Genomic DNA, 26,343 nt, shown 5'->3' with positions numbered 1-26,343 from the left:
TCTGGTTTAAGGCGCTTAGCGACCTTGTGATTCAATCTCAACCAGATTAGGGGACTGACCCCTTCCAAAGCTAGATCAATGCCTCGCCGCTTTATTACATCTCCTACAACGTAGGGGTTACACGTCTGTAGGAGCGGCCCATGGCCGCGATCGCTGTCGATTCAGAAATGCATACTCCACCCCAGCGACGCAGCCTGTACATCGACAGCCGTAAAAAAATCGTCGCTGCCCACATCGGAGAATGACTCCCACTCCGCGCGTATGGTCCAGCTGTTGTGGTGCCGGTAGCTGATGCCGGCGCCGTAGCTCCAGTGGAAGCCGGTGCGCGAGTCACTGACGGTGCCCGATACCGGGACTTCGATAATTTCCACATCGCTCTCACCCTCGGCCACTTCCTCCTCGGGGAGCGGTCGCAGGCGCAGCTCGATGGCGTCGATACGCTGCTTCATGGTGGAGTTCCAGCCGCCGCCGCCGATCTTGCCGAACAGGCTCAAGCCGCCGGCGATGGGCCAGTGGCCGACGAGAAACACATTGCCCAGGCTGGTGCTCACCCGATCCCGCTCGCGCCACTCGGGAAAATAGCCAAAGGGCAGCTGCAGGTTGTTCAGTGCCAGCTCGGCTTCGCCTTCCGCCAGTTGCTGGTAGCTGGCCTCCACCGCCCAATGCGGTGTCCAGCGCCAGCCGCCGTAGACTTTCCAGCCGTCGCCGCGCTCGGTGCAGTTGCCGATGCTGGCAGTCTGCTGGTCGATATTGAGGTCCTGCGCGACCTGTGCGGCCTCGTCGCAGAAGCCCTGTAGCGCCTCATCGCTGTAGCTGATACCGGCGTATTTGTGCGAGTAGAAATCGGCCCTGGTCTGGGCGCAGAGGCTGAGGAGGGGTACCGCTAGCAGAAAGTATGGCCTGGTCATGGCGTTACCTGCTGGGTTTTGATGAATTAGATTTTTACTGCTTTCCTATTTGTTCAACTGCTCTGTTCGATCCTGCCCTGTAGGAGCGGCGGGGCGGCCATCCGCCGTTGGCCGCGGTAGATACCGGCTATCGGCAAAGCCCGATCGCGGCCAACAGCCGCTCCTACAGGGTAAACGATTAAATATCGAGTTCGGCCCGCAGCGCCGCGAGCTTCTTCGCATTTTCGGCCTTCGACAGCGGCTGGCCCGGCTTGTCCTCCAGTTTCAGCTGCGCAGGCAGAGCCAGTTTTTCGCCCTCCAGCACCCGTGCACAGATCTTGCGGTAGTGTTCGGCGAATACCGGGTAGGCCACCGACTCCGGGTTGTTGGCGAGGAAGAACCAGTTGGACTCGCGTCCGGCGTGGTAGACCGCCGGGTGGCTCCAGTTGAAATTGGTCTTGGGGCTGGGCGCGTTGCAGGCCTCGCGGTAGGCGGCGCGGGCCTCCGGCAGGCCTTTTTCGCCGGCCGCGCACAGCTGCAGCATCTTGTGCACCGTCGGCAGGTATTCACTCTGCAGTATCGCGCGCTTGGCGCCGGCCATGATCTCCTGCGGCTCGAAGGCGGCCAGGGCCTCGAGCCACAGGCGCTTGGCGTGGTGCAGTGTCTCGGTATCCGGGAAGGCGGCGCTGAACTGGTTGTGGTAGTTCAGCTTGAACAGCGCGAAGACCTCGTTGATCGCGCGCTTCTTCTCGTTCAGCGGCTCCTGCCCGCTACCAGTTTGTGTCCGTGAGTATGTCGCCGATGGATCTGTCCCTTGTCCTCTGGTTTGTCGTGTTACCGGTGTCTTGCCTGCCATAAGAGTTTCCTATTGCCAGCTTGTTGCGCTCCGCCCACTGGTGGCGCGCGTGACGCACGAAGACGGCGTCCCAGCTCTTGCGCGCGGCGTTCTGGCCGCGCCAGTAGATGATGAATTCGGGTACTAACGAGAGGGCGAAGTCGCGGTCTATTTCACACTGGTTCACCAGGTGGCTCAAGCAGTCGCCACCCGGCTGCCAGTTGCGGGGAATGGGCTTGGCCACCGGGTTCTTCTCGATACCCTGGCAGTAGTAGGCCCACTCCTCGCGCGCGTATTCGATAAACAGTTCGCCCCAGCGGGCGCTGTGGCCGCCGCGCTCCAGCCACTTGTAGATGAATTCCGGCAGCAGTTCGGCGGCGAAATTGGGGTTGATGGCCAGGCGCCTGAGCTGCTCCCAGGTGTGCTCGCTGGGCTGCCAGTCGCGGCTCATGGCGGTGGGTTTGCGCTTCTCGATAAAGGGCGCGTCCTGCTTTTCCCAGTCCTCCATCACCCAGTCGTTGAACTCCAGGTCCCAGGATATGGACTGCTTGCCGCTGGAGCGATGGTAGTCGACGAAGCGCTGCAGGGCGCGCTGCACGAAGGTACTGGGCACCCCCTCATCGGACAGCTTGCGCAGCGTCTCCCCGTTCGGGCGCCAGCCTTCCGGCAGCGCCTGCTTGCGCTGCGCCGTCGCGCGGAAGGCCTCCCACTTGCTCTTCACCTGCTTCAGGAACAGGGAGCCGAAGGAGTGGCGCGGCTCGCCGCGCTCGCGCCAGTAGGTGACGAACTCCGGCAGCTGCTCGCGCACGAAGTGCTCCGGAACCCCCAACTGGGCGATGCGCGCCATGGTCTCGGCATCCGGCTGCCAGCCGGGGGCGATGGTGTTGGCGCTGCGCGCGGCCGGCGGCGGCACCTGTGTGTCCGGCCGGGAATTGCCCAGGGGTAGCGCGAACTTGAGTATCTCGCTGCTGCCATAGGGCGCCGCCCCCAGCAGCAGGGCGCCCTGGTTGCGCAGGCTGGTGGCCACCCGCTGGATATCCGCCGGCTGCCAGAAGGGCAGCAGTTGCTGCAGCTGCCCGCCGTCGGCGGTGTACCAGTCCCGCCCCGGGTGGGCCTCCACCGGCAGGAAGGGCAGCAGGTCCCCCAGTGCGGTCAGCAATACCGCCTCCTCCAGGCCGAGGGTGGCGGCCAGAGTGGGGGATATGCACAGGGGTCTTTCCGGGAGCAGGGGGTGTTTCATGGCGCGATTCTACCACCCCTGACCTGCGCTTGCGCGGACCCCGTCGGCCCATCGTGACCGGTGGGCCTTCGCTAAGCTGTAAGCTGGGAAAGCCGGGGCTTTGGCAGCAGGGGCGAAGCGTGCAGACATTTCTGGAGTTATGGCACAGGGCAGCGGTCACTACCCTGGGGCTCTTCTGGATGGCCTTCTGGGCCTTCGCCCTGGGCTACCTGATCAGCAGCCTGATCCAGGTATTCGTGACCCGCGAGCGGATGCGCAGTAGCATGGGCGAGGCCGGGCCCGGGAGTGTGGGCCTGGCGACATTTTTCGGCTTCATCTCCAGTTCCTGCTCCTTTGCGGCCCTGGCGACGACACGCGCGCTCTTCGCCAAGGGAGCGGGACTGGTGCCATCCCTGGCCTTCCTGCTGGCCTCCACCAACCTGGTGGTGGAACTGGGCATAGTGATCGCGGTATTCCTCGGCTGGCAGTTCGTCGTCGGCGAGTATCTGGGCGGCGTGCTCCTGATATTGCTGATGTGGCTGCTGGTGCGGGTGACCTACCCGAAAAAAATGGTCGAGCGTGCGCGGGAGCGGACCCGCGAGGCGGAGGGTGGTGAGGACTCCGGCGAGATCCCCGACTGGCGGCAGCTGATCCGCTCGGCCGGCGGCTGGCGTCGCGTGGCCGAGCGCTTTGTGATGGAGTGGAAGATGGTGTGGAAGGACGTCACCATCGGTTTCACCGTCGCCGGCGTTATCGCTGCCTTCGTGCCCAGGGCGTTTTTCCAGGCGCTGTTCGTCGGCTCCGGCGAGCCGGAGCCGGCATTCTGGCAGGTGCTGCTGCAGTGCCTGGTAGGCCCGCTTGCAGCCTTCTTCACCTTTATCGGCTCCATGGGCAATATCCCGCTGGCGGCGGTGCTGTTCGACAACGGCGTCGCCTTCGCCGGGATCATGGCGTTTATCTTCAGCGACCTGGTGGTGCTGCCGGTGCTGCGCATCCAGGCGCGCTACTACGGCTGGAGGATGGCCCTGTACGTGCTCGCCGTTTTCCTGTGCATCCTGGTGGCCAGCGCATTGCTGCTGCACTACGGTTTCGCGCTGCTGGACCTGCTGCCGGAATCCGGCAGCGGCAAGAGCGTGACCGAGCGGGAGTTTTTCAAGGTCGATTACACCCTGTTCCTGAACCTGGCGTTTCTCGCGCTGAGTATTTTCTTTTTCGCCTGGCGGATTAAAAGCAAGGGCCTGCCCTCCCTGAGTACGGACTCACTGAGCGAAAAGATACTGCTGGTACTGGCGCTACTGGCGCTGGCCTGGCTGGTGATCGGCGCGCTGCTGCCGGCCTGAAGTTCTCCCGCGCGCGGTTTTTGGCGCTTACTGCGGAATATCCGGCCCCACCAATTGCGCCGGGAAACTTGCGGGGATCTGTGAAGTCCTGGCTGCCCCGGGAGCGAGAGGCTACGGAGCGGCTCCCCGCGACACTAAGCTGCCTATGCGGGAGGACTGTTTATGCACCCGATAAGACAGTACAGACATTATGTCACCACACTAACGATGTGCTTTGTCGCCCTGCTGGCGCTTCCAGTCATTGCCGAGCCGGCCAGCTGGTTCGACGAGGAAGCTGCGGTGAATGCGGCGGGGGCACCTTCAATCCGGGTCTCCCTGGGGGAGCAGCGGGCCTATTTCTATAAAGGCAGCGAGCTGGTGGGGGTATCCCGTATCTCGTCCGGCCGATCCGGCTACCGGACCCCCAAGGGCAGCTACCGGGTCAGGGGCAAGAAACTCAAACACAGATCCACCCTTTACGGCAGCTATGTGGACAGGAACACCCACCGGGTGGTGCGCGCCGACGTGGACACCCGCAAGCACCGCCGTCCACCCGGTACCTACTACCGCGGCGCCAAGATGGATTACTTTATCCGCTTCAACGGCGGCATCGGTTTCCACGCCTCCGGCGACGTGCCCGGCTATCCCGCCTCCCACGGCTGTGTGCGCATGCCCCGGCATATGGCGCAAAAATTTTTCCGCCACGCGCCGGTGGGCACCCCGGTGACTGTTACCCATTGATGGCGTCGGCTTGGCACGCCGCGGATTTGGTTTTATGGTGGAACTCTGCTTCTTCCAAAGGTCCCGGATAGATGAATGACAAGGATGTGCTGACGATCGGCCGCCTGGCAGATCGGGCCGGTGTAAACGTGGAGACTGTGCGCTACTACGAGCGCCGCGGCCTGATTGCCCAGCCCCCCAGGCCGGTAGAGGGCCACCGGATTTACCCGCGGGAAGCCCTCGAGCGGCTGCTGTTTATCAAGCGCGCCCAGGAATTGGGATTCACCCTGGACGAAATCGCCAACCTGCTGGCGCTGGGAAATGCCCAATGCAACCAGGTGCGGGAGATGGCGGAGTACAAGCTCGATGGCGTGCGCGGCAAGATCGCCGACCTCAAACGCCTGGAATCGGTGCTGGCCGAACTGCTCGGCCGCTGTCGCGAAAATCCCGACCCCGGCCAGTGCCCGATCATCGAATCCCTGTTGCCGGAGACGGATGGGGCTTGATTCCGTACCCGGGTACGGAACCTAGACTGGCTCCGCCCATAGCAACGGAGCCAGCCATGGCCGAAAGCCCGATCCTCCAGTCGCGGTTGACTTGCCCCCACTGCGGCCATCAAAAAACCGAAACCATGCCCACCGACGCCTGCCAGTGGTTCTACGAGTGCGACTACTGCCGCTCGCTGCTGAAGCCACTGCCCGGCAAGTGTTGTGTCTTCTGCTCCTACGGCTCGGTGCCCTGCCCACCGGAGCAGACGGGGGCCGGCTGTTGCGGCGGCTGAGCTACGCGAGCCGCTTCCAAATCCAGCAGCCGACGGCGGCGAGCGCGGCTATCCAGATGGCCGCGACAATGGCGCCGGCGCGGCGGTTTTTCGGCAGTGACAGCGGCTGCGCCTGCGCGCGGGCCTGCAGCTCCCGCCAAAGCTCTGGCGGCACCAGCCTGACCGCCAGCCAGATGCCCAGCGGCAGCAGCAACAGGTCGTCCAGGTAGCCGAGCAGGGGAATAAAGTCCGGGATCAGGTCGATGGGGCTCGCCGCATAGGCGACGACAAGGATCAGCAGGAGCTTGGCGGCGAGGGGAGTCCGGGGATCACGGCTCGCCAGGTACAGCACCTGCAGCTGCCGTTTCATGCGCCGCGCGAAGCGCTTCAGCCATCGCATGGCTATCTCCATCCTGTGCTGGGGCCAGCATAGCAGCTCCGCCTCTGCCCGCCCAAAGCGGCCGTCGTTTTCACCGGCGGGCGGCGGCGGGTACACTCTGCGCCCTGTCTGTACGATTTCCGGGGGAAGGCCTTGGCTACAAAACGCAAAACCGCCTACGTGTGCAATGAGTGCGGCGCCGACTATTCCAAGTGGGCCGGCCAGTGCAGCGCCTGCGGCACCTGGAACAGCCTCAGCGAGGTGCGCCTGGGCCCGGAACACAGGGACAGCCGCGCGGCCAACTTCACCGATGCTCAAGCCGGCTACGCCGGCGCCGCCGGTGCGGGCCATGGAAAGGTGCAGAAGCTGTCGGAGATCGATCTCAGCGAACTCCCGCGCATTCCCACCAATGCCGGCGAACTGGACCGGGTGCTGGGCGGCGGCCTGGTGCCGGGCTCGGTGGTGCTGATCGGCGGCCACCCCGGTGCCGGCAAGTCCACGATTCTGCTGCAGACCCTGTGCCACCTGTCCAGGGCCATGCCCGCGCTCTATATCACCGGCGAGGAATCCCTGCAGCAGGTGGCCATGCGGGCGAAGCGCCTGGGCCTGCCGGCGGATCATTTGCAGATGCTCAGCGAAACCGATGTGGAGCGCATCTGCCATGTGGCCGGAGAGGTGAAGCCGCGGGTGATGGTGGTGGATTCCATCCAGGTGATGCACATGAGCGAGGTGCAGTCGGCCCCCGGCTCCGTGGCCCAGGTGCGCGAGAGCGCCGCCTACCTGACCCGCTACGCCAAGCAGACGGGCACCGCACTCATTTTAGTAGGCCATGTGACCAAGGACGGCAGCCTCGCCGGCCCCAAGGTGCTGGAGCACATCATCGACTGCTCTATTCTGCTCGAGGGCACCCACGACTCCCGCTTCCGCACATTGCGCGCGCACAAGAACCGCTTCGGTGCGGTCAACGAGTTGGGGGTCTTCGCGATGACCGAGCAGGGCCTGAAGGAGGTCTCCAACCCCTCGGCGATCTTCCTGCAGCGCGCCGAGGAGGTGGCCGCCGGCTCGGTGGTGACCTCCGTGTGGGAGGGCACCCGCCCGCTCCTGGTGGAACTGCAGGCACTGGTGGACGACAGCAGTCTCGGCAACCCGCGCCGGGTGGCCGTGGGCCTGGACCACAACCGCCTGAATATGCTGCTGGCGGTGCTGCACCGCCACGGCGGCGTGCTGGTCGGCGACCAGGATGTGTTTATCAACGTGGTCGGCGGGGTCAAGGTGATGGAGACCAGCGCCGACCTGACCCTGCTGTTGGCGGTGGTGTCCAGCTTCCGCAACCGCCCGCTGCCCCGGGACCTGATGGTGTTCGGCGAAGTGGGCCTGGCCGGCGAGATACGCCCGGTGCCCTCCGGCCAGGAACGATTGCGCGAGGCCGCCAAGCACGGTTTCCGCAAGGCCATAGTGCCCGCCGCCAACCGCCTGAAAAACGATATCGACGGCATGGAAATGCGCCCGGTGAAGACCCTGGCCGAGGCGCTGGCGGCGATCGATATGGGCTGAGTTGGGGACCGTGGAATTTTGGCCCGGCGATAGCGGCAAGGACGTAAGTTTTTTGAAGAAGATTCTCCTGTTAAGCCTTTTATGGATTTCACTGCCGGCGACTGCCTATGAGCGCATCGCCTCCCTGAACCTGTGCCTGGACCAGGTACTCCTCAACTGGGTGGCCCCGGAAAAAATCGCCTCGGTTACCTGGCTCTCCGCCGACGAACACTACCGCTCGGCGCCGCTGCCGGAGCATGTGTATTTGAACCGCGGCCGGGCGGAGGAACTGCTGCGCCTGCGGCCGGACCTGATCCTGGTCGGCCAGTTCGGCGCCCAGCGCGCGGCGCGGCGGTTGCGGGATCTCGGCCTGAATGTGGTTTCCATTCCCGATGCCTACAGCCTGGAGCAGCTGCTGGATCAGCTGGGCGCGCTGGAAAATACCCTGGGGAAACTGGAGCCCCTGGCAAAACAAAAACAGCAGCTGCAGGAATTGCTCGCCCGGCCGGCGCCGGGCGTCGGTGCCACGGCGCTGGTACTCTCCGCCAACAACATCACCTACGGCAGCGGGCTGCTGGAGCACCAGTTGCTGGAGCGGGCGGGCTTTGCCAACCTCGCCGCGCAGCATGGAGTCGAGCAACTGGGGCGGGTCAGCCTGGAAGAGGTGATCGCACTGGAACCGGACCTGCTGGTTTTCTACGGCGGCGAGAAGGATTTCGCCATAGCGCACCTGGCTGCGCGCCATCCCGCACTGAAAAATTATATCGACAGCGGCCGCACCTATACGCTGCCGGCGGCGCTGGGATTCTGCCCGGCGCTGGTGGCGGCGGATGTGCTGCAGCAACTTTCAGCAAAGAGAAAAACCCTTGTCGAACAGCAATAAACTGACCTTTTCCATTTTTTTGATCGCCCTGCCACTGGCGCTGGTCGCGGCCCTGGTCAGCGGCCCGGTGTCCGTCGACCTGGGCACGGCCCTGGCTGAAGGCTGGCGCAGCGAGAGCAGCGATGCGGTGATCCTGTGGCAGCTGCGCCTGCCGCGCGCGCTGCTGGCGATACTGGTCGGCGCGGCGCTGGGTATGGGCGGCGCGGCCATGCAGGGCATGCTGCGCAATCCGCTGGCGGAGCCGGCGCTGCTCGGCGTTTCCAGCGGCGCGGCGCTGGCCGCAATTCTGTTGCTTTACTATGGTTCTACCCTGCGGGGTGCCTGGGGCCTGGCCTGGCAGTCCGGCTGGCTGCTGCCGCTGCTCGCGACCGCCGGTGCCTTCTGCGCGGTGGCCTGCGTGTGGATGCTGGCCGGCCGCGGTGCCAGCGCCAGCCGGCTGGTGCTGGCGGGAGTGGCGATCAACGCCTTCCTGTCCGCGCTGATGGCACTGGCCCTGAACTATGCACCGAGCATGTTTGCGATGCAGGAAATCGTCTTCTGGCTGCTGGGCTCGCTGGCCAACCGCGGCTGGGACCAACTGCTGCTGGCGCTGCCGTTTATCCTGATTGGCGCCGTCTTGCTGTTCTGTGCGCGCAACTATTTGCGCGCGCTCTCCCTGGGTGAGGCCAGCGCCGCCTCGCTGGGATTTCGCGGCCGCCGCTATCCGCTGCTGGTGTTGTCGGGTATCGCCGCCACGGTCGGCTCTGCGGTGGCGGTGGCCGGCACCATCGGCTTTGTCGGCCTGGTGATCCCGCATCTGATGCGACCGCTGGTGGGGCAGGACCCCGGCCGGCTGTTGTGGGCCAGTGCGCTGGCCGGCAGCCTGCTGTTGTTGCTGGCGGATATCCTGGTGATCAATTTTGTCGGCGCCCAGGAGCTGCGCATCGGTGCGGTGACCGCCTTTATCGGAGCGCCTTTCTTTTTCTGGCTGATCGTCAGCGCGCGCAGGGGGCAGCAGCTGTGAAAAAAATAGACGCTTCCTGCCTGAAGCTCGGCCTCGAGCGCCATCGCCGCGCGGTATTGGGTGAAATCAGCTGCACCTTCAAGCCGTTCGAACTGATCGCGGTGGTGGGTCCCAACGGCGCCGGCAAGAGCAGCCTTCTGCAGTGCCTGGCCGGGGTGCTGGATCCGACTGCAGGCCGGATAGAGCTGGACGGTCGGCCCGTGGAAGAGTTTTCCGCGGCGGAGCGCGCGCGCCTGGGCGCCTATCTGCCCCAGGCGGAGACCCCGGCCTGGAGCCTTGCGGCCTCCGACCTGGTCGCGCTGGGCCTGCTGCCCTGGGGGCGGCCCGCGGACAGCGCACGGCGAGTATCCAATGCCCTGGAGCTGGTGGATGCCCGGCAGTTTGCCACTCGCCCGGTCACCCAGCTGTCAGGCGGCGAGCTGCGCCGGGTGCAGCTGGCGCGGCTGCTGGTGGGCGAGGCGCCGCTGCTGATCGCCGATGAACCCACCGCGGCGCTGGATATACGCCACCAGCTGCAGTTGATGCACACCTTTCGAAAACAGGCCGACGCGGGCAGGACGGTAGTACTGGCCCTGCACGACCTGCCCCTGGCCGCGCGCTTCTGCGATCGCGTCCTGCTGCTGCAGGACGGGCGGCTGGTTGCCCAGGGCTCGCCGGTGGATGTCTTCACACCGGCGCTGATCGGCGACGTCTACGGAGTCAGCTGCGAATTCCGCTGGCGCGACGGTGTCGCGGACTTTGTGCCGCTGGATATCCTCTAGGTTGCGCGAGGCGCAGCCACTAACCACTCGCCGCCAACCACTGATATACTGCCGTCCGCCCTGGGTGCCCAGCAGTGCCATTGCGCTTGGCTGGGTTAAACGGGAAGTCCGGTGATGTGCTTCGCACAGAATCCGGCGCTGCCCCCGCAACGGTGATTCAGCAACCTTCTCCTCGAGAACCGCTGATAAGCCCGATACCGGCCCGAGGCGAAGAGATTGATAAAGCGGAGGGCTTTGTCTGGTCTGTGTGCCCCTCATTCGCTGCGCACCGATTGCACTCACCCTCCCTCAATCCGTAAACGTCTTCGAGATTGGGGAATCACCATGAAAAGAACTCTTATCGCCGCGGCCGTCCTCGCCGCCGGCCAGCCGCTGCTGTCTTCCGCCGAAGAGCCTTCAGCCGCGGGGCCTTCAGCCAACAAGCTGGAGCAAATCACCGTTACCGCCAGCCGCGTCGAGACGCCACAGAGCCAGTTGGGGGTGTCCATCGCCGTGCTGACTGGCGAAAACCTGGCGCGCATGGGTTATACCGGTCTGCTGGATGCGCTCGCGACACTGCCCGGTGTGGCCACCGCAGCAAAAGGCGGTGTGGGCCAGCAGAACTCGCTGTTTTTGCGCGGCGAGAGCAATTTCCGCACCCTGGTACTGGTGGACGGCGTGGATATTTCCGATCCCACCAACACCCAGGTTGGAGCGCAGTTGCAGCACCTGCAAACCGACGATATAGAGCGGGTGGAGGTGATGCGCGGTCCCCAGGGGATGATGTACGGCGCCGGTGCCGGCGGCGTGATCAATATCATCACCAGGCGTGCCGAGGAGCCGCTGGAACTGGAACTCGGTGCCGAGGGCGGCCGCTACGGCACCCAGAAGGGCAGCGCCGTGCTGCGCGGCAGCTTGGGGGACTTCGACTACGGCCTGAGCGTCAGCGACTTTGCCACCGACGGCTTCAATGCCACCGAAGCGGATGTCAGTGGCGAGAAAGATGGCTACGACAACCGCCGCTACAACGCCAGCCTCGGCTACCATCTGACGCCGGAGCTTTCCCTGGAAGGGCGCTTCGGCCGCACCGATGCGGACGTGCATTACGACGGTTTCGTGGTGAATGAGCGGGAAGTCTACACCCAGGACACTGTGCGCCTGGCCGCCGATTACCGTGACGACCAGTGGCAACACGAATTGTCGCTGGCAAACCAGCAGCTCACCCGGGAGCTGCCCAATTACGGCTTCGTCTCCGAGGGTGAGGTGCAGGAACTGGGCTACCTGGGCAGCGCCCGCGTCGGCGCCGGCAAACTGGTGTGGGGCGGCGATTGGGAGCAGATGGAGTTCGATAACGGCTTCAGTGACGAGGAGGTGGACAGCCTCGGCCTCTTTGCCGAGTGGCAGTCATCCATCGCCGATACCGTCTACTACAACCTGGGCCTGCGCCGCGACAATCTGGAGGAGAACAACCATACCAGCTGGCGTGCCTCCGCGGCCTACCCGGTGCTGCTGGGGGAAACCCAGCGACTGAAGTATCGCGCCAGCTACGGTACCGGTTTCCGCGCCCCCAGCCCCTATGAACTGTCCACCAACAGCCTGCCCGGCCTGCCGCAACTGGAACCCGAGCTGAGTCGCGGCTACGAATTCGGCCTCGAGTATCAGCTGGCCCGGCAGCTGCGCGCGGAGCTCACCTACTTCGATCAGGAGATCACCGACCTGATCGACTACGACTTCTCCTCCTGGAGCTACTACCAGATCGATGGGGACAGCCAGTCCGAGGGTGTCGAGCTGTCGCTGGCCGGACAGCTGGGTGAGAGTCTCGAGTGGAATTTCAGCGGCACCTGGCTGGATACCGAGACGCCCGACGGCGAGCAGCGAGCGCAGGTGCCCGAGCGCGTCTACAACCTTGGCCTGAGCCACCGCCTGCTCGGCGACAGGCTGACGCTCTCCGGAAACTGGCGCCGCGTGGAGGACCGCCTGGATTTCAGCGGTGCAATGCTGGACGACTACGGCAAACTGGACCTGAACGCCGCCTACCGCCTGACCGAGAAAGTGCGCCTGACCCTGCGCGGTGAGAATGTGCTGGACGAGGACTACCGCGAGGTGGCCGGCTACTACAACGCCGGCGCGGCGGTCTATGCGGGGGTGCAGCTGACCCTGTAATCTGGGTCTCCCTGTAGGAGCGGCGGGGCGGCCATCCGCCCATGGCCGCGATCAGTGTCAGTGCAATCTGCGGACTGGATCGCGGCCATGGGCCGCTCCTACAATGGGTTTTCCTACTTCAACCCAAAGTCCTATCCATGAGCACCGCGGAAGAAAAAGCCGAACGCCACAGGAAGCGCATGCAGGCGCGCAAGGAAATTGTCGACGCCGGCGTGGCGAAAGCGCTAAAGGAGCGCGGAATCGTCATCCTCTATACCGGCGACGGCAAGGGCAAGACCACCGCTGCCATCGGCACCGTCACCCGCGCCCTGGGCTACGGCTACAGCGTGGTGGTGGCGCAGTTCATCAAGGGCGTCTGGGAGTGCGGGGAGAAAAACCTGCTCACTCAATTGCCGCAGGATAAGTATCCGCTGCAGTGGCACGAAATGGGCACCGACTTCACCTGGGAAACCCAGGACTTCGAGGCGGACAAGGCCGCCGCCCGCGCGCTGTGGGAAAAGGCCCTGGCTGCGCTGCGGGACGAGAGCGTCTATCTTGTCGTACTCGACGAGCTCACCTACGCGTTGAATTATCACTGGCTGGAAAAGCAGGAAGTGATAGAGGCGATACAGCAGCGCCCGCAGGAGCAGACGGTGATCATCACCGGCCGCGGCGCCAAGCAGTACCTGAAGGATATTGCCGATACCGTCAGCGAAATGCGTTCACTCAAGCACGCCTTCAATGAGGGCATTGCCGCGCGCAAGGGCATCGAGTGGTAATTGCGGTGGTTCTCAGTTGAGCTGTTTCTCCCTGTAGGATAGGAAAGGAGCGCAGTGACGCGCGCATCTTTACGGTGTTGATGGGCACGCTACGCTTTGCCCATCCTACAAAAATCGTAACGACTCATCCTCAGGAGTCGGGAAAAGAGCGTCGAAGCCGGATGCGAAGGCCCTGATGCCGGCGGCCGCCCGGGAAATGTTTGCCGATGAGGCTTTTTCCCGGGCGGCCGCCGGTAGCAGGGCCGCCCGGGCCCCGGCCTAGTGCCGCAGAGGCCCCCGCGGTACTTCTGCGGGAGGGGGCTTCCTGCCCCGATCACATGCTCCAGTTGAAGCGCACACCCGCGGTGCGTGGCTGCCCCCAGACGCCGTAACCCCAGTCGCTGCCCAGGGTATTCTGGTAGGTGAAATAGCGCTCGTCGGCCAGGTTGCGGACGAAAGCCTCCACACTGTAAGCGTCCGCGGGCGAGTGCCAGCTGATCCTGGCGTTGGCCAGGCCGTAGCTGTCGTGGCGGGAGTAGGGATCGTTCTCTATTTGCAGGAAGTGTTCCGCCTGCCAGGCGTAGTCCCCCTGGAATACCAGTTCGCCAGAGCCGCCCAGGTCCAGGTAGTAGCGGGCCACCAGGTTGTAGGTCAGTTCAGGCGCCGATGGTAGCTCGTTGCCGTCCAGGGTGTAGCGGTCGCCGGCCACCTGGAAAATCTTGTCCGAGTCGAACTCGGTATCCAGCCAGCCGGCGCCGGCAATCAGCTCGAAGTTGTCGCCGATGGGCGCGGTGATTTCGATTTCCGCCCCGGTGCCGGTGACGTCGCCGGCGTTGGTGATCACGCTGCCGTCGGCGACGGTCAGGAACACCTGTGCCTGGTAGCCCTCCACTGTGTAGTTGAAGGCCGCGGCGTTGACGCGGAAGCGCTCGGCCAGTGTGGTCTTCACACCCACTTCGAAGTTGGTGATGTCCTCCGATTTCACCGGGCGCGTGGCCTCCAGTGAGGCGTTGTAGCTGCCGGAGAAGCCGCCGCTTTTGAAGCCGGTGGACAGGCTGGCGTAGGCGAGAGTGATATCGCTCGGGCGCCAGTCCAGGCCGATGCGGCCGGTGGTGGCGCTCTCCGACAGGTCGTCCTCGACAGAAATCGGGTCGTAAAAGCTCGGGCCCGAATCCTGCACAAAATCCCGCTCCTCTTCCGTATAACGCAGGCCGGTCACCAGGGTCAGCGCCGGACTCAGGTCGTATTCCAGCTGGCCGAACAGAGCCCAGGATTCGCTGTCCAGCGCGACGATTTCCCGGTGCCAGAGACCGTCGGCGGTGGTGGGCGCCTCGGTGACCAGGCCGCGGTCGTCCTTGTAGTAGTAGAAGCCGGTCACCCAGGTGCTGTTTTCGCTGCTGCCGTTCAAGCGGATTTCCTGGGTGTACTGTTCCGCGTCCACTGCGTACTGCTCGTCGAACCAGATGATAGGCGTGCCGTCGCCGTCGTCCTGCAGGAACTTGTCCAGCTCCTCGTAGGCGCTGATCGATGTCAGGCTGAAATTGTCGAAATCCCAGTTCAGGGTGGCGGAGCTGCCGAAGGTATCGATTTCTGTGGCCAGTCCATCGCTGGCACTGGCGGCGACATGCTCCGGATCGAAATGGCCGTTTACCGCCTCGGCGCCGGTCATGCCGAAGGTGGCACTGGTGCACTCGCCATCCTGGATGCGGCTGACGGAGCAGGTGGCCGCGCCTTCGTCCGGCGCCTCCAGGTAGCCCATATGGGCAAAGCCGACCGACTGCTGATCGGCCTCACTGCCGTGCACATTGAGCAGCAGGTTGCCGCTGTCGCCGAGATCGAAGTCCAACTGCGCGCGATAGCCGAAGTTGTCGGTGTCGTTCAGCTTGTCGCCGCTGACGACATTGGTTTGCCAGCCGTCGTTCCGGGTGCTCTTTATCGCCACGCGCCCGCGCACCGAATCGCTGAGAGGCCCACTGACGGTGGCCTCGACAATGCGCTCCGAGTAGCTGCCGGCCCCGACGCTGGCAGTCGCTGCTAACTCCTCTGTGGGTTTGCGCGACACATAGTGCACCAGGCCGCCGGTGGTGTTGCGCCCGTAGAGGGTACCCTGGGGGCCGCGCAGCACCTCCACCCGCTCCAGGTCGAACAGCTGGATGGCGGAGCCCGCCGGGTTGCCGCGATAGACGTCGTCCACATAGATGGAAACCGGCGATTCCCAGGAATCGGAAAAATTCACCAGGCTAATGCCGCGCAGGCTGACCGAGGGGCTGGACGCCTCGCCGAAGATGGCGAAGAAATTCATGTTCGGTACCTGCTGGGTGATATCCAGTCCTTCCTCAAAGCCCATCCTGTCGATGGCGTCCCCGGAAAAGGCGCTGACGGCGACGGAGACGTCCTGTACCGACTGCTCGCGCTTCTGGGCGGTGACCGAGACTTCCTCGATCACCGACTGCTGGTCGGCAAACGCCGGGGGGGACAGTACAGCGGCGAGCGCGACCGACAGGGCGAGACGGCGTTGCGGTGTCGCAGGTATGGGGAAAAAAGCGGAATCTGGAATTTGCATGGCTGGCTCCTTTTCGTGCTTATACATCCGTGAGTGCACTATGCCGTCGCGGATAAAGGCGGGGCACAGGCGAAAGGGCGAGGCCTGTTGTGGGCGGCTCGCATTTGAAATAGTGAAACCTGTTGCGACAGGGTGGTTTCACTGGAGTGGCGGTGATCGGGGAAGGGATAAATGTCCTTATTATTTGTCCTTGCCTGATTTCCTATCAGTTGTGCCACGGTAATACCCGGCAGTGCCAGACAAGATAACGATTTAAGAATTTCGCTGCAAGGCGAGCTCCGCGCTGAGCCGCCTAGACGGAATGGGGGCCGGCGCCGCCTCCCCGGCAGTTCTGCACTGCGTTGTCCGCCGAGTGCCCGGCGGCCACTCTTTTCTGCAACTGCCGGCGCATCTTCAGTGGCGTGGTGCCGAACCAGCGGCGGCAGGCGCGATTGAAGGAACTCTGTTCCCGGTAACCGAGCAGGGCCGCAATCTGTGTCATCGGCATATCCGGCCCCGAAAGGTAGCCTTCAGTGTGCTCTCGGCGGATGCTGTCCAGTAGTTCCTCGAAGATGATCGAGCGCTCGGCGAGGCGGCGCTGCAGTGTGCGCTTGTGCAGCCCGAGCTGGTTCGCCACCTCCTGCAGACTGCAGCGCTGTATCGGCATCAGCCAGTAGATCAGCTGTTCCACCTGGTGTTCCAGGTCCATGGGCCTGTCCCGCAACGCATCATTGATGTAATCACTCAGGTACTGATGCAGCAGCGGGTCATTCTGCTCTATCTTTTTTTCCAGCTGCTCGGCGCTCAGTAACAGCGCGTCGCGGTCCCGGGAAAAAACTACCGGTGCGCCGAAAAACTCCCCGTAGCTGCCGTGCAAGGGGTCGTCGCACTTCAGCCAAACCGCCTGGGGGTGGAAGTCATCGCCGCCCAGTATCGTCAGGGTTTTGTGGGCAACGCCCAGGGTCAGCTCCGCCCTCTGGCGCGAGATTGGCAGTTCCTCGGCTGTGTCGAACGACAGTGTGCTGTGCCCTGTCTCCCCGTCGCTCTCGAGGGCCATATGCAGGCCGCCGGCGTAGTAGTGCAGGCAGTTGATGATCGCTTTCAGCGCGTCCCCGACGGTGGGCGCGTTCAGGGCCACCGCCGCCAGCGGGCCCAGGATCATCAGGTCCTGCTGCTGCGCCAGGCGCAGGCCGAAATCCGGGCAGTTCAGCTGCCGCGCCGTTTCTTCAATGAGGTTGATGGCGGTTTGAAACGGTAGTACTCCCGTGAGACTTTTTACCTTGTGCGGTTCGATATTGAAGCGGCGCAGGAGTGCGTCCGCATTGCCATTGAGCCGAGTAACCAGTTCATGGAACCCCGTCAATGAAGTGGTTCTGATCAGCAGTGTCATATTCCAGTGGACCCCAAATGTGCCTCGAAAATATCGAGGCAAGCCCCGTCGTGCCGGGCGGCTGATCGGGAACAGCTTCCGGCCGAGTAGTTGTTGTCATTAGTGTTTTCTATGGCGAAATACTGGAATGGGAGACCCGGCTCCGCTCCGGCGATGCGAACGCGCGCTGTGGGAGAGGAGCACGGGTACGGGAGTTGGGCCGACAGCGAATGAGCGGCCCGGCCGGTTTCGCCGGTGGGCGGGCGGCGCTAGGCGGCTGCAATCGGGAGTCATGACCGACCTCCTCATATTGTTCTTCTCGGAGTTCCTGTGATTTCGCTGTCCAAAACCCGAAGGCGCATGGCCGTCGGGTTTATTGGCTTGGGTTCTAAGTTAATAACCGGGCGAAGATGTTACCGGTTTTTCTGGGACACAAATTTGGCCTTTGGTGACATTGAGGTGAGTGGCGGTGAGGCTCGATTGGGGTTCAATTTCGTGAAAATTTCCACAAGTGGAATTTTTTCCTAATTGATTGGCGTTTATTTCTTTCTTTTTCCCGCTTGGTGAAAGTTTCCCGTAAAAACAATCCCCCCTGCCTGTGAAGTGTCTGCGGCTGCCTGGTCAGGCGAAGTGAGTGCTTTTTGCGACGAATGCACAAGGGACCAGGTCATCACTGAGGTAGAAATTTACGCCAATAGTTAACCATTTGGTTTGCAATTTGCTTGCAGCAGGATTAAAATTAACCACATGGTTAACGATACTGATGAACAGCTGGACGCCGTCTTCCACGCCCTCGCCGACCCGACCCGGCGCGCGATGCTGCGCAGCCTGGCGCGGGCGCCACTCAGTGTGAGCGAGCTGGCGGGGCCCTTCGATATGTCGCTGGTGGCGGCCTCCAAGCACGTCAAGGTGCTGGAGCGCGCCGGACTGGTGCGGCGCCAGGTGCGGGGACGCACCCATATCTGCCACCTGGACGCGCGCCCGATGCACGGCGGCATGGAGTGGATGCGCCACTATGAGAAGTTCTGGACCCGCAGCCTGGACGAGCTCGAGGCTCTGCTGCGGGCGGAGGATGCCGCCGCGGCCGGGAGCGGCGACAGCGGCAAAAAGTAAATATCGAGACAGGGAGCTGGACCATGAGTGACTACGGAGTACAAACAGCGCCGGATACGGTGCGTATCGAGAGAGTGCTACCGGGACCGCTGGAGCGGGTGTGGCGCTACCTGGTGGATTCCGGCAAGCGGCGCCAGTGGCTGGCCGCCGGCGAACTGGCGGAGCGGGGCGGCGCGCCGCTGGAGCTGGTATTCCACAACAGCGATCTGTCGCAGAGCGATGACAGGGCACCGGAGAAATACGCCGATTGCGGCGAGGAGGTGACATTGCACGGCCGCGTTATCGACTGTGATGCACCGCAGCTTCTCGTCCTGGGCTGGGGCAGTCCCACCGATGCCGAATCGCAGGTGCGCTTCGAGCTGACACCGCAAGGGGACCAGGTGTTGCTGGTGGTGACCCACAGCCGCCTGGCTTCCCGCGAGGAGATGCTCAGCGTATCCGCCGGCTGGCACACCCACCTGGACATCCTGGTGGCCAGGCTGCGCGGGGAGGCGCCGCCGAGTTTCTGGGCTGAACACACGCGCCTTGAGGCGGAGTACGAACAGCGACTGGAGCCCCAGCCATGACCCGTTTAGTGGCCCCCTTCCTGATGTTCGAAGGCAAGGCCGAAGAGGCGATGAATTTCTACGTTTCCCTCCTCGCCGACTCGGAGATCCTTTCAGTCGACCGCTACGGCCCCGACGAGCAGGGAGCGGAGGGCTCGGTGCGACTGGCGGAGTTCCGCGTGGGTGGCCAGCGTTTCAAATGTATCGATTCGCCGATTGAGCACGGATTTACTTTCACGCCGTCGTTTTCAATCTATGTGGACTGCGAAGACGCGGCGGAGCTGGAAAGGATCTTTGCCGGACTGGCAGAGGGAGGGAAGGTGCTGATGCCGCTGGACAACTACGGCTTCAGCGAGAGGTTCGGCTGGACCGATGACCGCTTCGGCGTCTCCTGGCAACTGAACCTTGCCTGACGGCCCCATCCTGATCAGTTGCTGTAGTAGGTTGCCGCCCCCGGTCCCACCGGCAGTCCCAAGGCGAATACCCAGACAAAGAACAGCGCCGTCCAGCCCACGAAGAAGAAGATCGAATAGGGAATCATGGTCGCGATCAGTGTGCCCATGCCCAAGTCTTTCTTGTAGCGGGTGGCGAAGGAGACGATCAGGCCGAAGTAGCTCATCATCGGCGTGATGATATTGGTCACCGAGTCGCCGATACGATAGGCGGCCTGGATCACCTCCGGTGCATAGCCGAGCAGCATCAGCATGGGCACGAAAATGGGGGCGGTCACCGCCCATTGCGCCGAGGCGCTGCCCAGCATCAGGTTCACGAAGCCGCACATCACGATAAAGAACAGGAACAGCAGCGGGCCGGTCAGGCCGATGCTCTGCAGCGCGTCCGCGCCCAGCACCGCAAAGATGGTGCCCAGGTTGGTGACCTTGAAGAAGGCCACGAACTGCGCGGCGAAGAACACCAGCACGATATACATGCCCATGGTGCCCATGCTCCGGGACATTGCATCGATCACATCGCGGTCGTTTCTCATCGAGCCGGTGACCCGGCCGTAGACAAAACCGGGCACTGCGAAGAACACCAGGATCAGCGCGACTATGCCCTTCAGGAAGGGGGAGCCGGCCACGGCACCAGTCTCCGGATCCCGCAGCACGCCCCACTCGGGCACCACCGACAGCGCGAAGAGTGCGGACACGGCCAACACTGCCAGGCCGGCGTATTTGAGGCCGCGCTTCTCGTCGTCGGTCAGGCTGCCCATCTTGTCCTTGGACAGGTCCACGGATGCCTCGCGCGGGTCGTATTTGCCCAGCTTCGGCTCCACGATCGCGATGGTCACCCAACTGCCCACCGCGGTGATCAGGAAGGTGCTGGCGATCATGAAGAACCAGTTCACTTCCGGGCCCACGGTGTAGGCCGGGTCGATCATGTGGGCGGCGGATTCGGTGATGCCGGCCAGCAGCGGGTCCACGGTGCCCAGCAACAGGTTGGCACTGTAGCCGCCGGAGACACCGGCGAAGGCGGCGGCCAGGCCCGCCAACGGGTGGCGGCCGAGGGAGTGGAAGATCATCGCCGCCAGCGGGATCAGTACCACATAGCCCAGTTCGGCGGCGGTGTTGGACATGATACCGGCGAATACCACGATCACGGTGACGGTGCGCCTGGAAGCCTGCAGCACCAGGCCGCGCACCGCGGCGCTGAGCAGCCCCGAGTGCTCGGCGATACCCACGCCCAGCAGGGCCACCAGCACGGTGCCCAGGGGGGCAAAGCCGGTGAAGTTCTTCACCAGGCTGGTGACGATCAGGCGCAGACCGTCAGCGGAGAAGAGGTTGAATACCTCGATCACGCCGTCTGCGTCGCGGCCGGCGGCACCCACCGGGCGCGGGTCGGCGACGGACAGGCCGAACCAGGAGGCCACACCGCTCAGCAGCACCACACCCACGGCGAAGAGGGCGAACAGGGTGATCGGATGGGGCAGCAGGTTGCCCAGCCACTCCACCGCATCGAGAAAGCGGGTGAAGGCGGTCCTGTTGGCGGCCGGGGCCTGCCGCTCGCTGGAGGATGTCGTTGTGTTCATCTGCTCTCCTCGGTTTTCTCGCCCGGTCGCCAGCCGAATCCATAGTTGGCTGAAAAATGCGCTAAAAGCGGACGATCATACACAAAAGTCAGGTACTTCAGAATGACTTTACGGGAACCCGCCGCCTTTTGCGGTCATTCATCCCAAGATGGCCGGTCGCCGCGGCGGCGCCCGAAGCTGGTGCTGGGCTTCGGCGCACGGGTGCCGGTCGGGGTGGTGGTGTTTGCCAGCCTCGCCGACGGCGGCAGCAAGATGCCGCTGGGGCGGCGCCTGGCGGAATTCCTGTATCGGAAGTTGCAGCTGGACGAACCGCGATAGGAAATCAGAAGCGGTAGCCGATACCCACCGAATAGACGAAGGGATCTATACTCTGCCCGGTCCTGCGACGGCCGGTGCCGCCGCTGACGGGAAAGCGGATAGTCGCGTCGCCGTCGATATCCAGATACCAGACGGCAGCGTTGAACAGCCACTGCCTGTCGCGGCCGAGGGCGATACCTATCCCCAGATCGATGGGCCCCTGCACCGGGCCGTCGATCGGGGCCGGTAGTCCGGGGGACATCCCCAGGTCCTGATCCAATGGAAACGGCGCCAGCAGGCCGACTGTCCAGCGGTCGGCAAACAACCACCTGCCGGTAAAGGTGGCGCTCCGGCCGTCGACCATATAGGCGCGCATGCCCACCAGTCGAATGCCGTCCAGCCGCAGCCAGTTGGTGTCGTCTTCCGGGGCTGCCCAGCCGACGCCGATGCGCATCAGGGCGCTGCCCTTTTCGTCGTCGGCGAGCGCCTGGCCGGTGCCCAGCACCAGGGCGATGGCGGCGAGAAGACTGGCGGCTTTCATGGGGGATCGCTCCGTGAAGACAGGGGACTTCCTATTTGTCAGTTTAGACGCGGGAGCCGTTTGGCGACCTGCGCCGGTGGGTTCCGGCGGCGAGGAGTGAGGGGCAAGACCGGCCCTGGATATGCCATAATCCGCACTCTCAACCGACAACCGATAGCAGAACTCAGCGGTGAAACAATGAAAATTGGCGTTTTGAAAACCGACGACGTGCGCAAGGAGCTGGTGGGCGAATTCGGCGAGTACCCGGAAATGTTCGCCGAGCTGCTGCGCAGCCAGGACCCGGAACTGGAGTTTGTGACCTACGAGGTACAGCGCGGCCACTACCCGGCGGATATCGACGAGGTGGACGCCTACCTGATCACCGGCAGCAAGACCGGCGTCTACGAGGACAAAGAGTGGATTCCACCGCTGATGGAGTTCGTGCGCAAGCTGCACGACGCCAGGAAACCCACCATCGGCATCTGCTTCGGCCACCAGCTGATCGCCCAGGCCCTCGGTGGCAGGACGCGGAAGTCCGACAAGGGCTGGGGCATAGGTGTACACAGCTACGAACTGCAGGAGACCCCCTCCTGGATGTCCAAACCGATGGAGAGCTTCAGCCTGCTGGTCAGCCACCAGGACCAGGTGGAGGAGCTGCCGCCCGGTGCCAAAGTACTGGCCGGGAGCGACTTCTGCCCCATGGCCATGGTGCAGGTGGACGACCATATGCTCACCTTCCAGGCCCACCCGGAGTTCACCAAGACCTACTCCAAGAGCCTGATGGAACTGCGCAAGGAGGCCTTCGGCGAGGAACTGGTGGAGAAGGGCCACGCCTCGCTGCAGAACGATATCCACGAGAGCACTGTCGCCAAGTGGATGGTGGAGTTTTTGCGCAAGTAACTCCGCCTCTACTCCCCTCTCCCGCTTGCGGGAGAGGGGCCGGGGGAGAGGGCATTGAGTACCTCCCTCACTTCCACTTGATATTGCACCCCATCGAAGGCACCTGCTCCCCGCTGGGCTTCTCCCCCGCCAACACCGCATCCACCGCCGCGCGCAGATCGTGCCCATTCACCGGCTCATTGTTCCCCGGCCGGCTGCTGTCGAACTGCCCCCGGTATACCAGCTTGCGATCCCTGTCATATAAAAAGAAATCCGGCGTACAGGCCGCACCGAATGCCCGCGCCACTTCCTGGCTCTCGTCCACCAGATAGGGAAACACATAGCCGCGGGCGGCGATTTCCTCCTGCATTTTTTCCGGGCTGTCTTCGGGGTAGGTCTCGAAGTCGTTGCTGTTGATGGCGATGATGGTCAGCCCTGCTTCTTTGCACTCTCGTGCAAATTCGGAAAGGGTTGCGGCAATATGTTTTACGTAGGGGCAGTGGTTGCAGATAAAGGCAATTAATACAGGTTGTTCTGGGAAGTCTTTATTGTCGTGAATGTTCCCCGTCGGATCGGGAAGGGAAAAGTCGGGCATGGATGTGCCGAGGGGGATCATGGTGGAGGGAGTTAGGGCCATGCGGATTTCCTGTGGGTTGGATGTCCTTGAAATGCTCGGATGCGTGCAACTTTAGTAACCTTTTGAATCTTTGGTCATTTTCATTGGAGGGGTATTGCCTACCACTCGTCAAACTGATGTTGGGATGAAGTGGCCGCTGGGGGGCGCCACTTGTTAATAATAACGAACATATAAATTCAAGGATAAAAGAGGATCAACATGAAGAAGAACCTTCTATCTGCCGCTGTTAAGGGGGCTCTTGGTCTCACCGCAGCTGCCATAATGGTTCCATCCATGCCTGCCTATTCGCAGGATACAAGTGCAAAAGATCTGGAAGGAGGTGACAAAGATCAAGTGGTCCAGCTGGAAGAGGTTTATGTAACCGGATCCCGGATTCCACGGGCTGGCTACGACACCATGCAGCCGGCCACCAGCCTTGACAAAGGCTTTTTCGATACCAACGGCTTCACTAATGTGGCCGACGCGCTAAACAGCCTGCCGATGATGGCACCGTCCGGCACCAGTCTCACGGAATCTGATCCCAATAATGTCGGCCAGAGCTATGCGGACTTCTATGGTCTGGGCTCCCAGCGGACCCTGACCCTGGTGAACGGCCGCCGCGTAGTGTCTTCCAATGCACCCTCTGCATTCGGTGCCACTGGCGGTCTGCAGGTGGACCTGAACTCATTGCCCACTGCGTTAATCGATCGGGTTGAAGTAATCTCTATCGGCGGCGCGCCCATCTACGGGTCAGATGCAATAGCCGGTACCATCAACGTCATTCTGAAAGACGATTTCGAGGGTGTCGAGACTGATTTCTCCACGGGCTTTGCTGAAGGTGAAAACGACGCTGGCGATCACAAGGCTTCCATTACATTTGGCCAAAATTTTGCCAGTGGTCGTGGCAATGTTGTAGCCAGTTACGAGTACAACAAGACTGACGCGGTGCTGATGAATGATCGCGCATTTACTCGCGACTATTACTACTTCTTTGAAAATCCAGACAGCGCTGGTCCGGATGACGGCATCGTAGACAGGTACTTCGGAAAAGGCCGCTCGATTCCAATCGTCACCAAGGAGGGCATCCCTACCGTTGACGGAGGACCGCCTCTGTTTGCTTTCGGCGTAAACATGGTGGATGGGGATGGCAACCCCATTGGTTTTGGTGCAGATGGACACCTGACCAACATCAATATCGGCAAACCGACCGGCAATATCATTAATTTCGAGGGTGGTGACGGCCTTCTGCTACAGGATTATGACTCCATTCGCGCCCCGATCGAGCGCCATCTGTTCAACAGTATGGGCCACTTCGATCTGACCGATCGCATTACGGCCTACGCGGAAGTCAATTTCTACACCGCGGAGTCCTCCGATCCCAATGCACAGCCTTTCTATCAGTCCGGCCTCTTTGGTGGCGATTCGGCAGCGCTGCCGCTCTCCATTGACAATCCGTACCTGAATGACGCCGACCGGCAGCTGCTGATGGCCAACGGTGTGCCGGCAGGGGGTACCTTCTACTTGCACAAGGGTATGGATGATCTGGCACAGAGCGGTGCAACTGGCGGTGAGAATGAGATGTTTCGCTATGTACTGGGCGTCAAGGGTGATTTCGACCTGATGGGCCGAGACTGGAACTGGGATTTTTCCTATAACAAAGGCAAGACAGAGTCCGAGTCCTTCCGTACACAGTTGGTGCAGGAAAACTACGAAAAAGCCATCGACGTCACCACCGATGGCAATGGCAACATTGTCTGTGTGTCCTCTGATCCCGACTGTGTGCCGCTTAATGTGATGGGTATAGTCACCGACCAGGCTGCGATCGACTATGTCACCACGCCGGGCTTTACCTATGGCGAACTAGAGCAGGAAGTGATCAGCTTCAATATGGGGGGAGAGGTCATCGATCTACCCGCAGGGCCTCTGTCCATCGCTTTCGGTTACGAAATGCGCGACGAATTCTCATCCTTCAAACCGGACGACTTTATGAGCCAGGGGCTTGGTCGCTCCGCTGCGCTATCGCCGCTGTCTGGTGGCTTCGATACCAAGGAGTTCTATGCTGAAACGCTGGTTCCGGTCATCGGCAGCGATTGGATTCCGGTGGTCGAAGGTATGGAGCTGGAGGGCTCCTGGCGCAACGTGGACCATTCCCAAGCCGGTCGGGACGACACCTGGAGTATCGGAACCCGCTTTATGCTGGATCTGCCGGTTGTGGGCGCCCTGACCCTGCGGGGTAATGTCACTGAGTCCATTCGCTCGCCAGCGGTCACCGAGGCCTTCCTGCCGCTATCGGAGACTTTCTCGTCCGCTAACGATCCCTGTGACGAACGGTATGTGGGACAGGGCGAAAATCCGGCCCTGCGCCTTGCTAATTGCCAAGCCGAGGCGGCGGCGGCAGGCTTCGATTACGATCCGGGTTCCTGGCAATCCACTATTGCCAACGCCACCCAATTGGGCAAAACTGGCGGCAACATCGATCTCGTGAATGAGCGTGCAGAATCCTCTACTTGGGGCTTCGTCTGGGCGCCCGGCTTTGCTGAAGGCCTCGAGTTGACTGTCGACTGGGTCAATATCGACATTGAAGATGCCATCGAACTCCTGTCTCTGACCATTTTGATGGAGGCCTGTTATGACGGGGATCAGGGCAATGAGGCCTGTGGCAGCTTCGTGCGGGATGAGAACTTCCAGATCGTGGACTTCACAACAGGCTACCGCAACGCCGGTTTCTACAACTACCGAGGTGTGCAGTCTGACCTGACCTATAACTTTGATCTGGCCAACTGGAGTATTCCGGGCTCTTTTGATCTGGGCCTCAAGGCTTACCATATCAAGGAGCAGCAGTTCTCCGTGACCGGTAAGGATCTGGAGGTAGACGCAGGTGAACTCGGTTTCTCAGAGTGGCAGGGTTCGATCAGCATGAGCTATACGCTGGACAACCTGACCGCCAGCTGGTCTACACAGTACATCGGAAAGGCTAACGTCGATAATGATGATACGCCGGAGTCGCGCGATATCCCCGTGGTGCCCGAGTACTGGCTGAACAATGCCTACGTTGGTTATCAGTTTAACGACAACCTGAGTGCCCGCCTGTCAGTACGCAACGTATTTGACGAGGAGCCGCCGGAAGCAGTGAATTCTTTCAGTGCTCTTGGCCTGTATGATGTCCTCGGTCGTTACGTTACTGCGGGTGTGAGCTACAAGTTCTAATCAATAATAAATCAACAATAACAACCCCTAGATAACCTTAAGCCTCCTTGT

At 62.4% G+C, this 26,343-nt stretch carries 25 protein-coding genes and 1 riboswitch; of the genes, 16 read left to right on the top strand and 9 right to left on the bottom strand.

Translation table 11 applies throughout. The features are described from left to right. Nucleotides 1-161: 161 nt before the first annotated feature. From AC6R19_RS13460 to AC6R19_RS13450, 3 genes are all read right to left on the bottom strand, one after another. Nucleotides 162-908, bottom strand: a complete 747-nt coding sequence (locus AC6R19_RS13460) for an outer membrane beta-barrel protein (RefSeq protein WP_500580354.1) — start codon at nucleotides 906-908, stop codon at nucleotides 162-164. Between the two features lie 178 nt (nucleotides 909-1,086). Then, complete coding sequence (locus AC6R19_RS13455; RefSeq protein ID WP_500580353.1) at nucleotides 1,087-1,743, bottom strand: replication protein P; 657 nt, start codon at nucleotides 1,741-1,743, stop codon at nucleotides 1,087-1,089. After that, nucleotides 1,658-2,962: a DnaT-like ssDNA-binding domain-containing protein gene (locus AC6R19_RS13450; protein ID WP_500580352.1), complete on the bottom strand. Its 1,305-nt coding sequence runs from the start codon at nucleotides 2,960-2,962 to the stop codon at nucleotides 1,658-1,660. The genes AC6R19_RS13455 and AC6R19_RS13450 overlap by 86 nt, the downstream gene beginning before the upstream one ends. A 119-nt stretch (nucleotides 2,963-3,081) precedes the next feature. Between AC6R19_RS13450 and AC6R19_RS13445 the strand changes: the two genes are divergently transcribed. The 4 genes from AC6R19_RS13445 (at nucleotide 3,082) to AC6R19_RS13430 (ending at nucleotide 5,761) form a co-directional block, all read left to right on the top strand. Then, nucleotides 3,082-4,281: a permease gene (locus AC6R19_RS13445; protein ID WP_500580351.1), complete on the top strand. Its 1,200-nt coding sequence runs from the start codon at nucleotides 3,082-3,084 to the stop codon at nucleotides 4,279-4,281. Nucleotides 4,282-4,443: 162 nt separating this feature from the next. Beyond that, a complete protein-coding gene (locus AC6R19_RS13440; protein ID WP_500580350.1) occupies nucleotides 4,444-5,001 on the top strand; it encodes a L,D-transpeptidase in 558 nt (185 codons plus the stop codon). Between the two features lie 71 nt (nucleotides 5,002-5,072). Beyond that, nucleotides 5,073-5,486, top strand: coding sequence for a mercury resistance transcriptional regulator MerR (gene merR / locus AC6R19_RS13435; protein ID WP_500580349.1), 414 nt, complete (start codon nucleotides 5,073-5,075; stop codon nucleotides 5,484-5,486). Nucleotides 5,487-5,542: 56 nt separating this feature from the next. Then, nucleotides 5,543-5,761, top strand: a complete 219-nt coding sequence (locus tag AC6R19_RS13430; RefSeq protein ID WP_500580348.1) for a GDCCVxC domain-containing (seleno)protein — start codon at nucleotides 5,543-5,545, stop codon at nucleotides 5,759-5,761. Nucleotide 5,762: 1 nt separating this feature from the next. On the opposite strand, the gene AC6R19_RS13425 is transcribed toward AC6R19_RS13430, so the two are convergent. After that, nucleotides 5,763-6,140, bottom strand: coding sequence for a YkvA family protein (locus AC6R19_RS13425; protein WP_500580347.1), 378 nt, complete (start codon nucleotides 6,138-6,140; stop codon nucleotides 5,763-5,765). A gap of 132 nt (nucleotides 6,141-6,272) precedes the next feature. On the opposite strand from AC6R19_RS13425, the gene radA reads away from it, so the two are divergent. The 6 genes from radA to cobO all read left to right on the top strand — a co-directional run bounded on the left by radA (nucleotide 6,273) and on the right by cobO (nucleotide 13,199). Continuing rightward, nucleotides 6,273-7,673: a DNA repair protein RadA gene (gene radA, locus AC6R19_RS13420; protein ID WP_500580346.1), complete on the top strand. Its 1,401-nt coding sequence runs from the start codon at nucleotides 6,273-6,275 to the stop codon at nucleotides 7,671-7,673. 52 nt (nucleotides 7,674-7,725) lie between these two features. Further along, a complete protein-coding gene (locus tag AC6R19_RS13415; RefSeq protein ID WP_500580345.1) occupies nucleotides 7,726-8,535 on the top strand; it encodes an ABC transporter substrate-binding protein in 810 nt (269 codons plus the stop codon). Continuing rightward, a complete protein-coding gene (locus AC6R19_RS13410) occupies nucleotides 8,519-9,538 on the top strand; it encodes a FecCD family ABC transporter permease (protein ID WP_500580344.1) in 1,020 nt (339 codons plus the stop codon). The genes AC6R19_RS13415 and AC6R19_RS13410 overlap by 17 nt, the downstream gene beginning before the upstream one ends. Next, entirely contained in the window at nucleotides 9,535-10,299 is a 765-nt protein-coding gene (locus AC6R19_RS13405) for an ABC transporter ATP-binding protein (RefSeq protein WP_500580343.1), read from the top strand. Before AC6R19_RS13410 ends, AC6R19_RS13405 begins: the two co-directional genes overlap by 4 nt. A gap of 45 nt (nucleotides 10,300-10,344) precedes the next feature. Then, nucleotides 10,345-10,519, top strand: a riboswitch (cobalamin riboswitch). Between the two features lie 104 nt (nucleotides 10,520-10,623). Then, the gene (locus AC6R19_RS13400; RefSeq protein WP_500580342.1) at nucleotides 10,624-12,441 is read left to right on the top strand and encodes a TonB-dependent receptor plug domain-containing protein; all 1,818 of its coding nucleotides are present in this window, start codon (nucleotides 10,624-10,626) and stop codon (nucleotides 12,439-12,441) included. A 137-nt stretch (nucleotides 12,442-12,578) separates the two neighbouring features. Further along, nucleotides 12,579-13,199, top strand: a complete 621-nt coding sequence (gene cobO / locus AC6R19_RS13395; protein ID WP_500580341.1) for a cob(I)yrinic acid a,c-diamide adenosyltransferase — start codon at nucleotides 12,579-12,581, stop codon at nucleotides 13,197-13,199. A 313-nt stretch (nucleotides 13,200-13,512) separates the two neighbouring features. On the opposite strand, the gene AC6R19_RS13390 is transcribed toward cobO, so the two are convergent. Beyond that, nucleotides 13,513-15,741 (bottom strand): TonB-dependent receptor, encoded by a 2,229-nt coding sequence (locus tag AC6R19_RS13390; protein ID WP_500580340.1) that lies wholly within the window; start codon nucleotides 15,739-15,741, stop codon nucleotides 13,513-13,515. Nucleotides 15,742-16,033: 292 nt separating this feature from the next. Next, nucleotides 16,034-17,110 (bottom strand): AraC family transcriptional regulator, encoded by a 1,077-nt coding sequence (locus AC6R19_RS13385; protein ID WP_500580339.1) that lies wholly within the window; start codon nucleotides 17,108-17,110, stop codon nucleotides 16,034-16,036. Nucleotides 17,111-17,836: 726 nt separating this feature from the next. On the opposite strand from AC6R19_RS13385, the gene AC6R19_RS13380 reads away from it, so the two are divergent. The 3 genes from AC6R19_RS13380 to AC6R19_RS13370 are packed head-to-tail and all read left to right on the top strand — an operon-like array spanning nucleotide 17,837 to nucleotide 19,160. Beyond that, the gene (locus tag AC6R19_RS13380; RefSeq protein WP_500580338.1) at nucleotides 17,837-18,202 is read left to right on the top strand and encodes an ArsR/SmtB family transcription factor; all 366 of its coding nucleotides are present in this window, start codon (nucleotides 17,837-17,839) and stop codon (nucleotides 18,200-18,202) included. Nucleotides 18,203-18,225: 23 nt separating this feature from the next. Then, nucleotides 18,226-18,768 carry an SRPBCC family protein gene (locus AC6R19_RS13375; RefSeq protein ID WP_500580337.1) on the top strand — a complete coding sequence of 181 codons (543 nt, stop codon included), beginning with the start codon at nucleotides 18,226-18,228 and terminating at the stop codon, nucleotides 18,766-18,768. Next, nucleotides 18,765-19,160 (top strand): VOC family protein, encoded by a 396-nt coding sequence (locus AC6R19_RS13370; RefSeq protein WP_500580336.1) that lies wholly within the window; start codon nucleotides 18,765-18,767, stop codon nucleotides 19,158-19,160. Before AC6R19_RS13375 ends, AC6R19_RS13370 begins: the two co-directional genes overlap by 4 nt. A 14-nt stretch (nucleotides 19,161-19,174) precedes the next feature. Here AC6R19_RS13370 and AC6R19_RS13365 read toward each other — a convergent pair whose 3' ends face one another. Further along, nucleotides 19,175-20,773: an AbgT family transporter gene (locus tag AC6R19_RS13365; protein WP_500580335.1), complete on the bottom strand. Its 1,599-nt coding sequence runs from the start codon at nucleotides 20,771-20,773 to the stop codon at nucleotides 19,175-19,177. A gap of 102 nt (nucleotides 20,774-20,875) precedes the next feature. On the opposite strand from AC6R19_RS13365, the gene AC6R19_RS13360 reads away from it, so the two are divergent. Continuing rightward, nucleotides 20,876-21,091 (top strand): hypothetical protein, encoded by a 216-nt coding sequence (locus tag AC6R19_RS13360; RefSeq protein ID WP_500580334.1) that lies wholly within the window; start codon nucleotides 20,876-20,878, stop codon nucleotides 21,089-21,091. 4 nt (nucleotides 21,092-21,095) lie between these two features. On the opposite strand, the gene AC6R19_RS13355 is transcribed toward AC6R19_RS13360, so the two are convergent. After that, nucleotides 21,096-21,611: an OmpW family outer membrane protein gene (locus tag AC6R19_RS13355; protein WP_500580333.1), complete on the bottom strand. Its 516-nt coding sequence runs from the start codon at nucleotides 21,609-21,611 to the stop codon at nucleotides 21,096-21,098. 177 nt (nucleotides 21,612-21,788) lie between these two features. Here AC6R19_RS13355 and AC6R19_RS13350 point away from each other — a divergent pair, with 177 nt between their 5' ends. Beyond that, entirely contained in the window at nucleotides 21,789-22,490 is a 702-nt protein-coding gene (locus AC6R19_RS13350) for a glutamine amidotransferase-related protein (protein ID WP_500580332.1), read from the top strand. A 67-nt stretch (nucleotides 22,491-22,557) separates the two neighbouring features. Here the strand turns inward: AC6R19_RS13350 and AC6R19_RS13345 are convergent, their stop codons facing one another. Continuing rightward, entirely contained in the window at nucleotides 22,558-23,106 is a 549-nt protein-coding gene (locus AC6R19_RS13345; RefSeq protein ID WP_500580331.1) for a thioredoxin family protein, read from the bottom strand. A gap of 198 nt (nucleotides 23,107-23,304) precedes the next feature. On the opposite strand from AC6R19_RS13345, the gene AC6R19_RS13340 reads away from it, so the two are divergent. Beyond that, nucleotides 23,305-26,292 (top strand): TonB-dependent receptor domain-containing protein, encoded by a 2,988-nt coding sequence (locus tag AC6R19_RS13340; protein ID WP_500580330.1) that lies wholly within the window; start codon nucleotides 23,305-23,307, stop codon nucleotides 26,290-26,292. Nucleotides 26,293-26,343: the final 51 nt, after the last annotated feature.

The sequence above is a fragment of the Microbulbifer sp. SE14 genome, from assembly GCF_059834885.1.
This window is presented reverse-complemented; position numbering and strand designations above follow the sequence as displayed.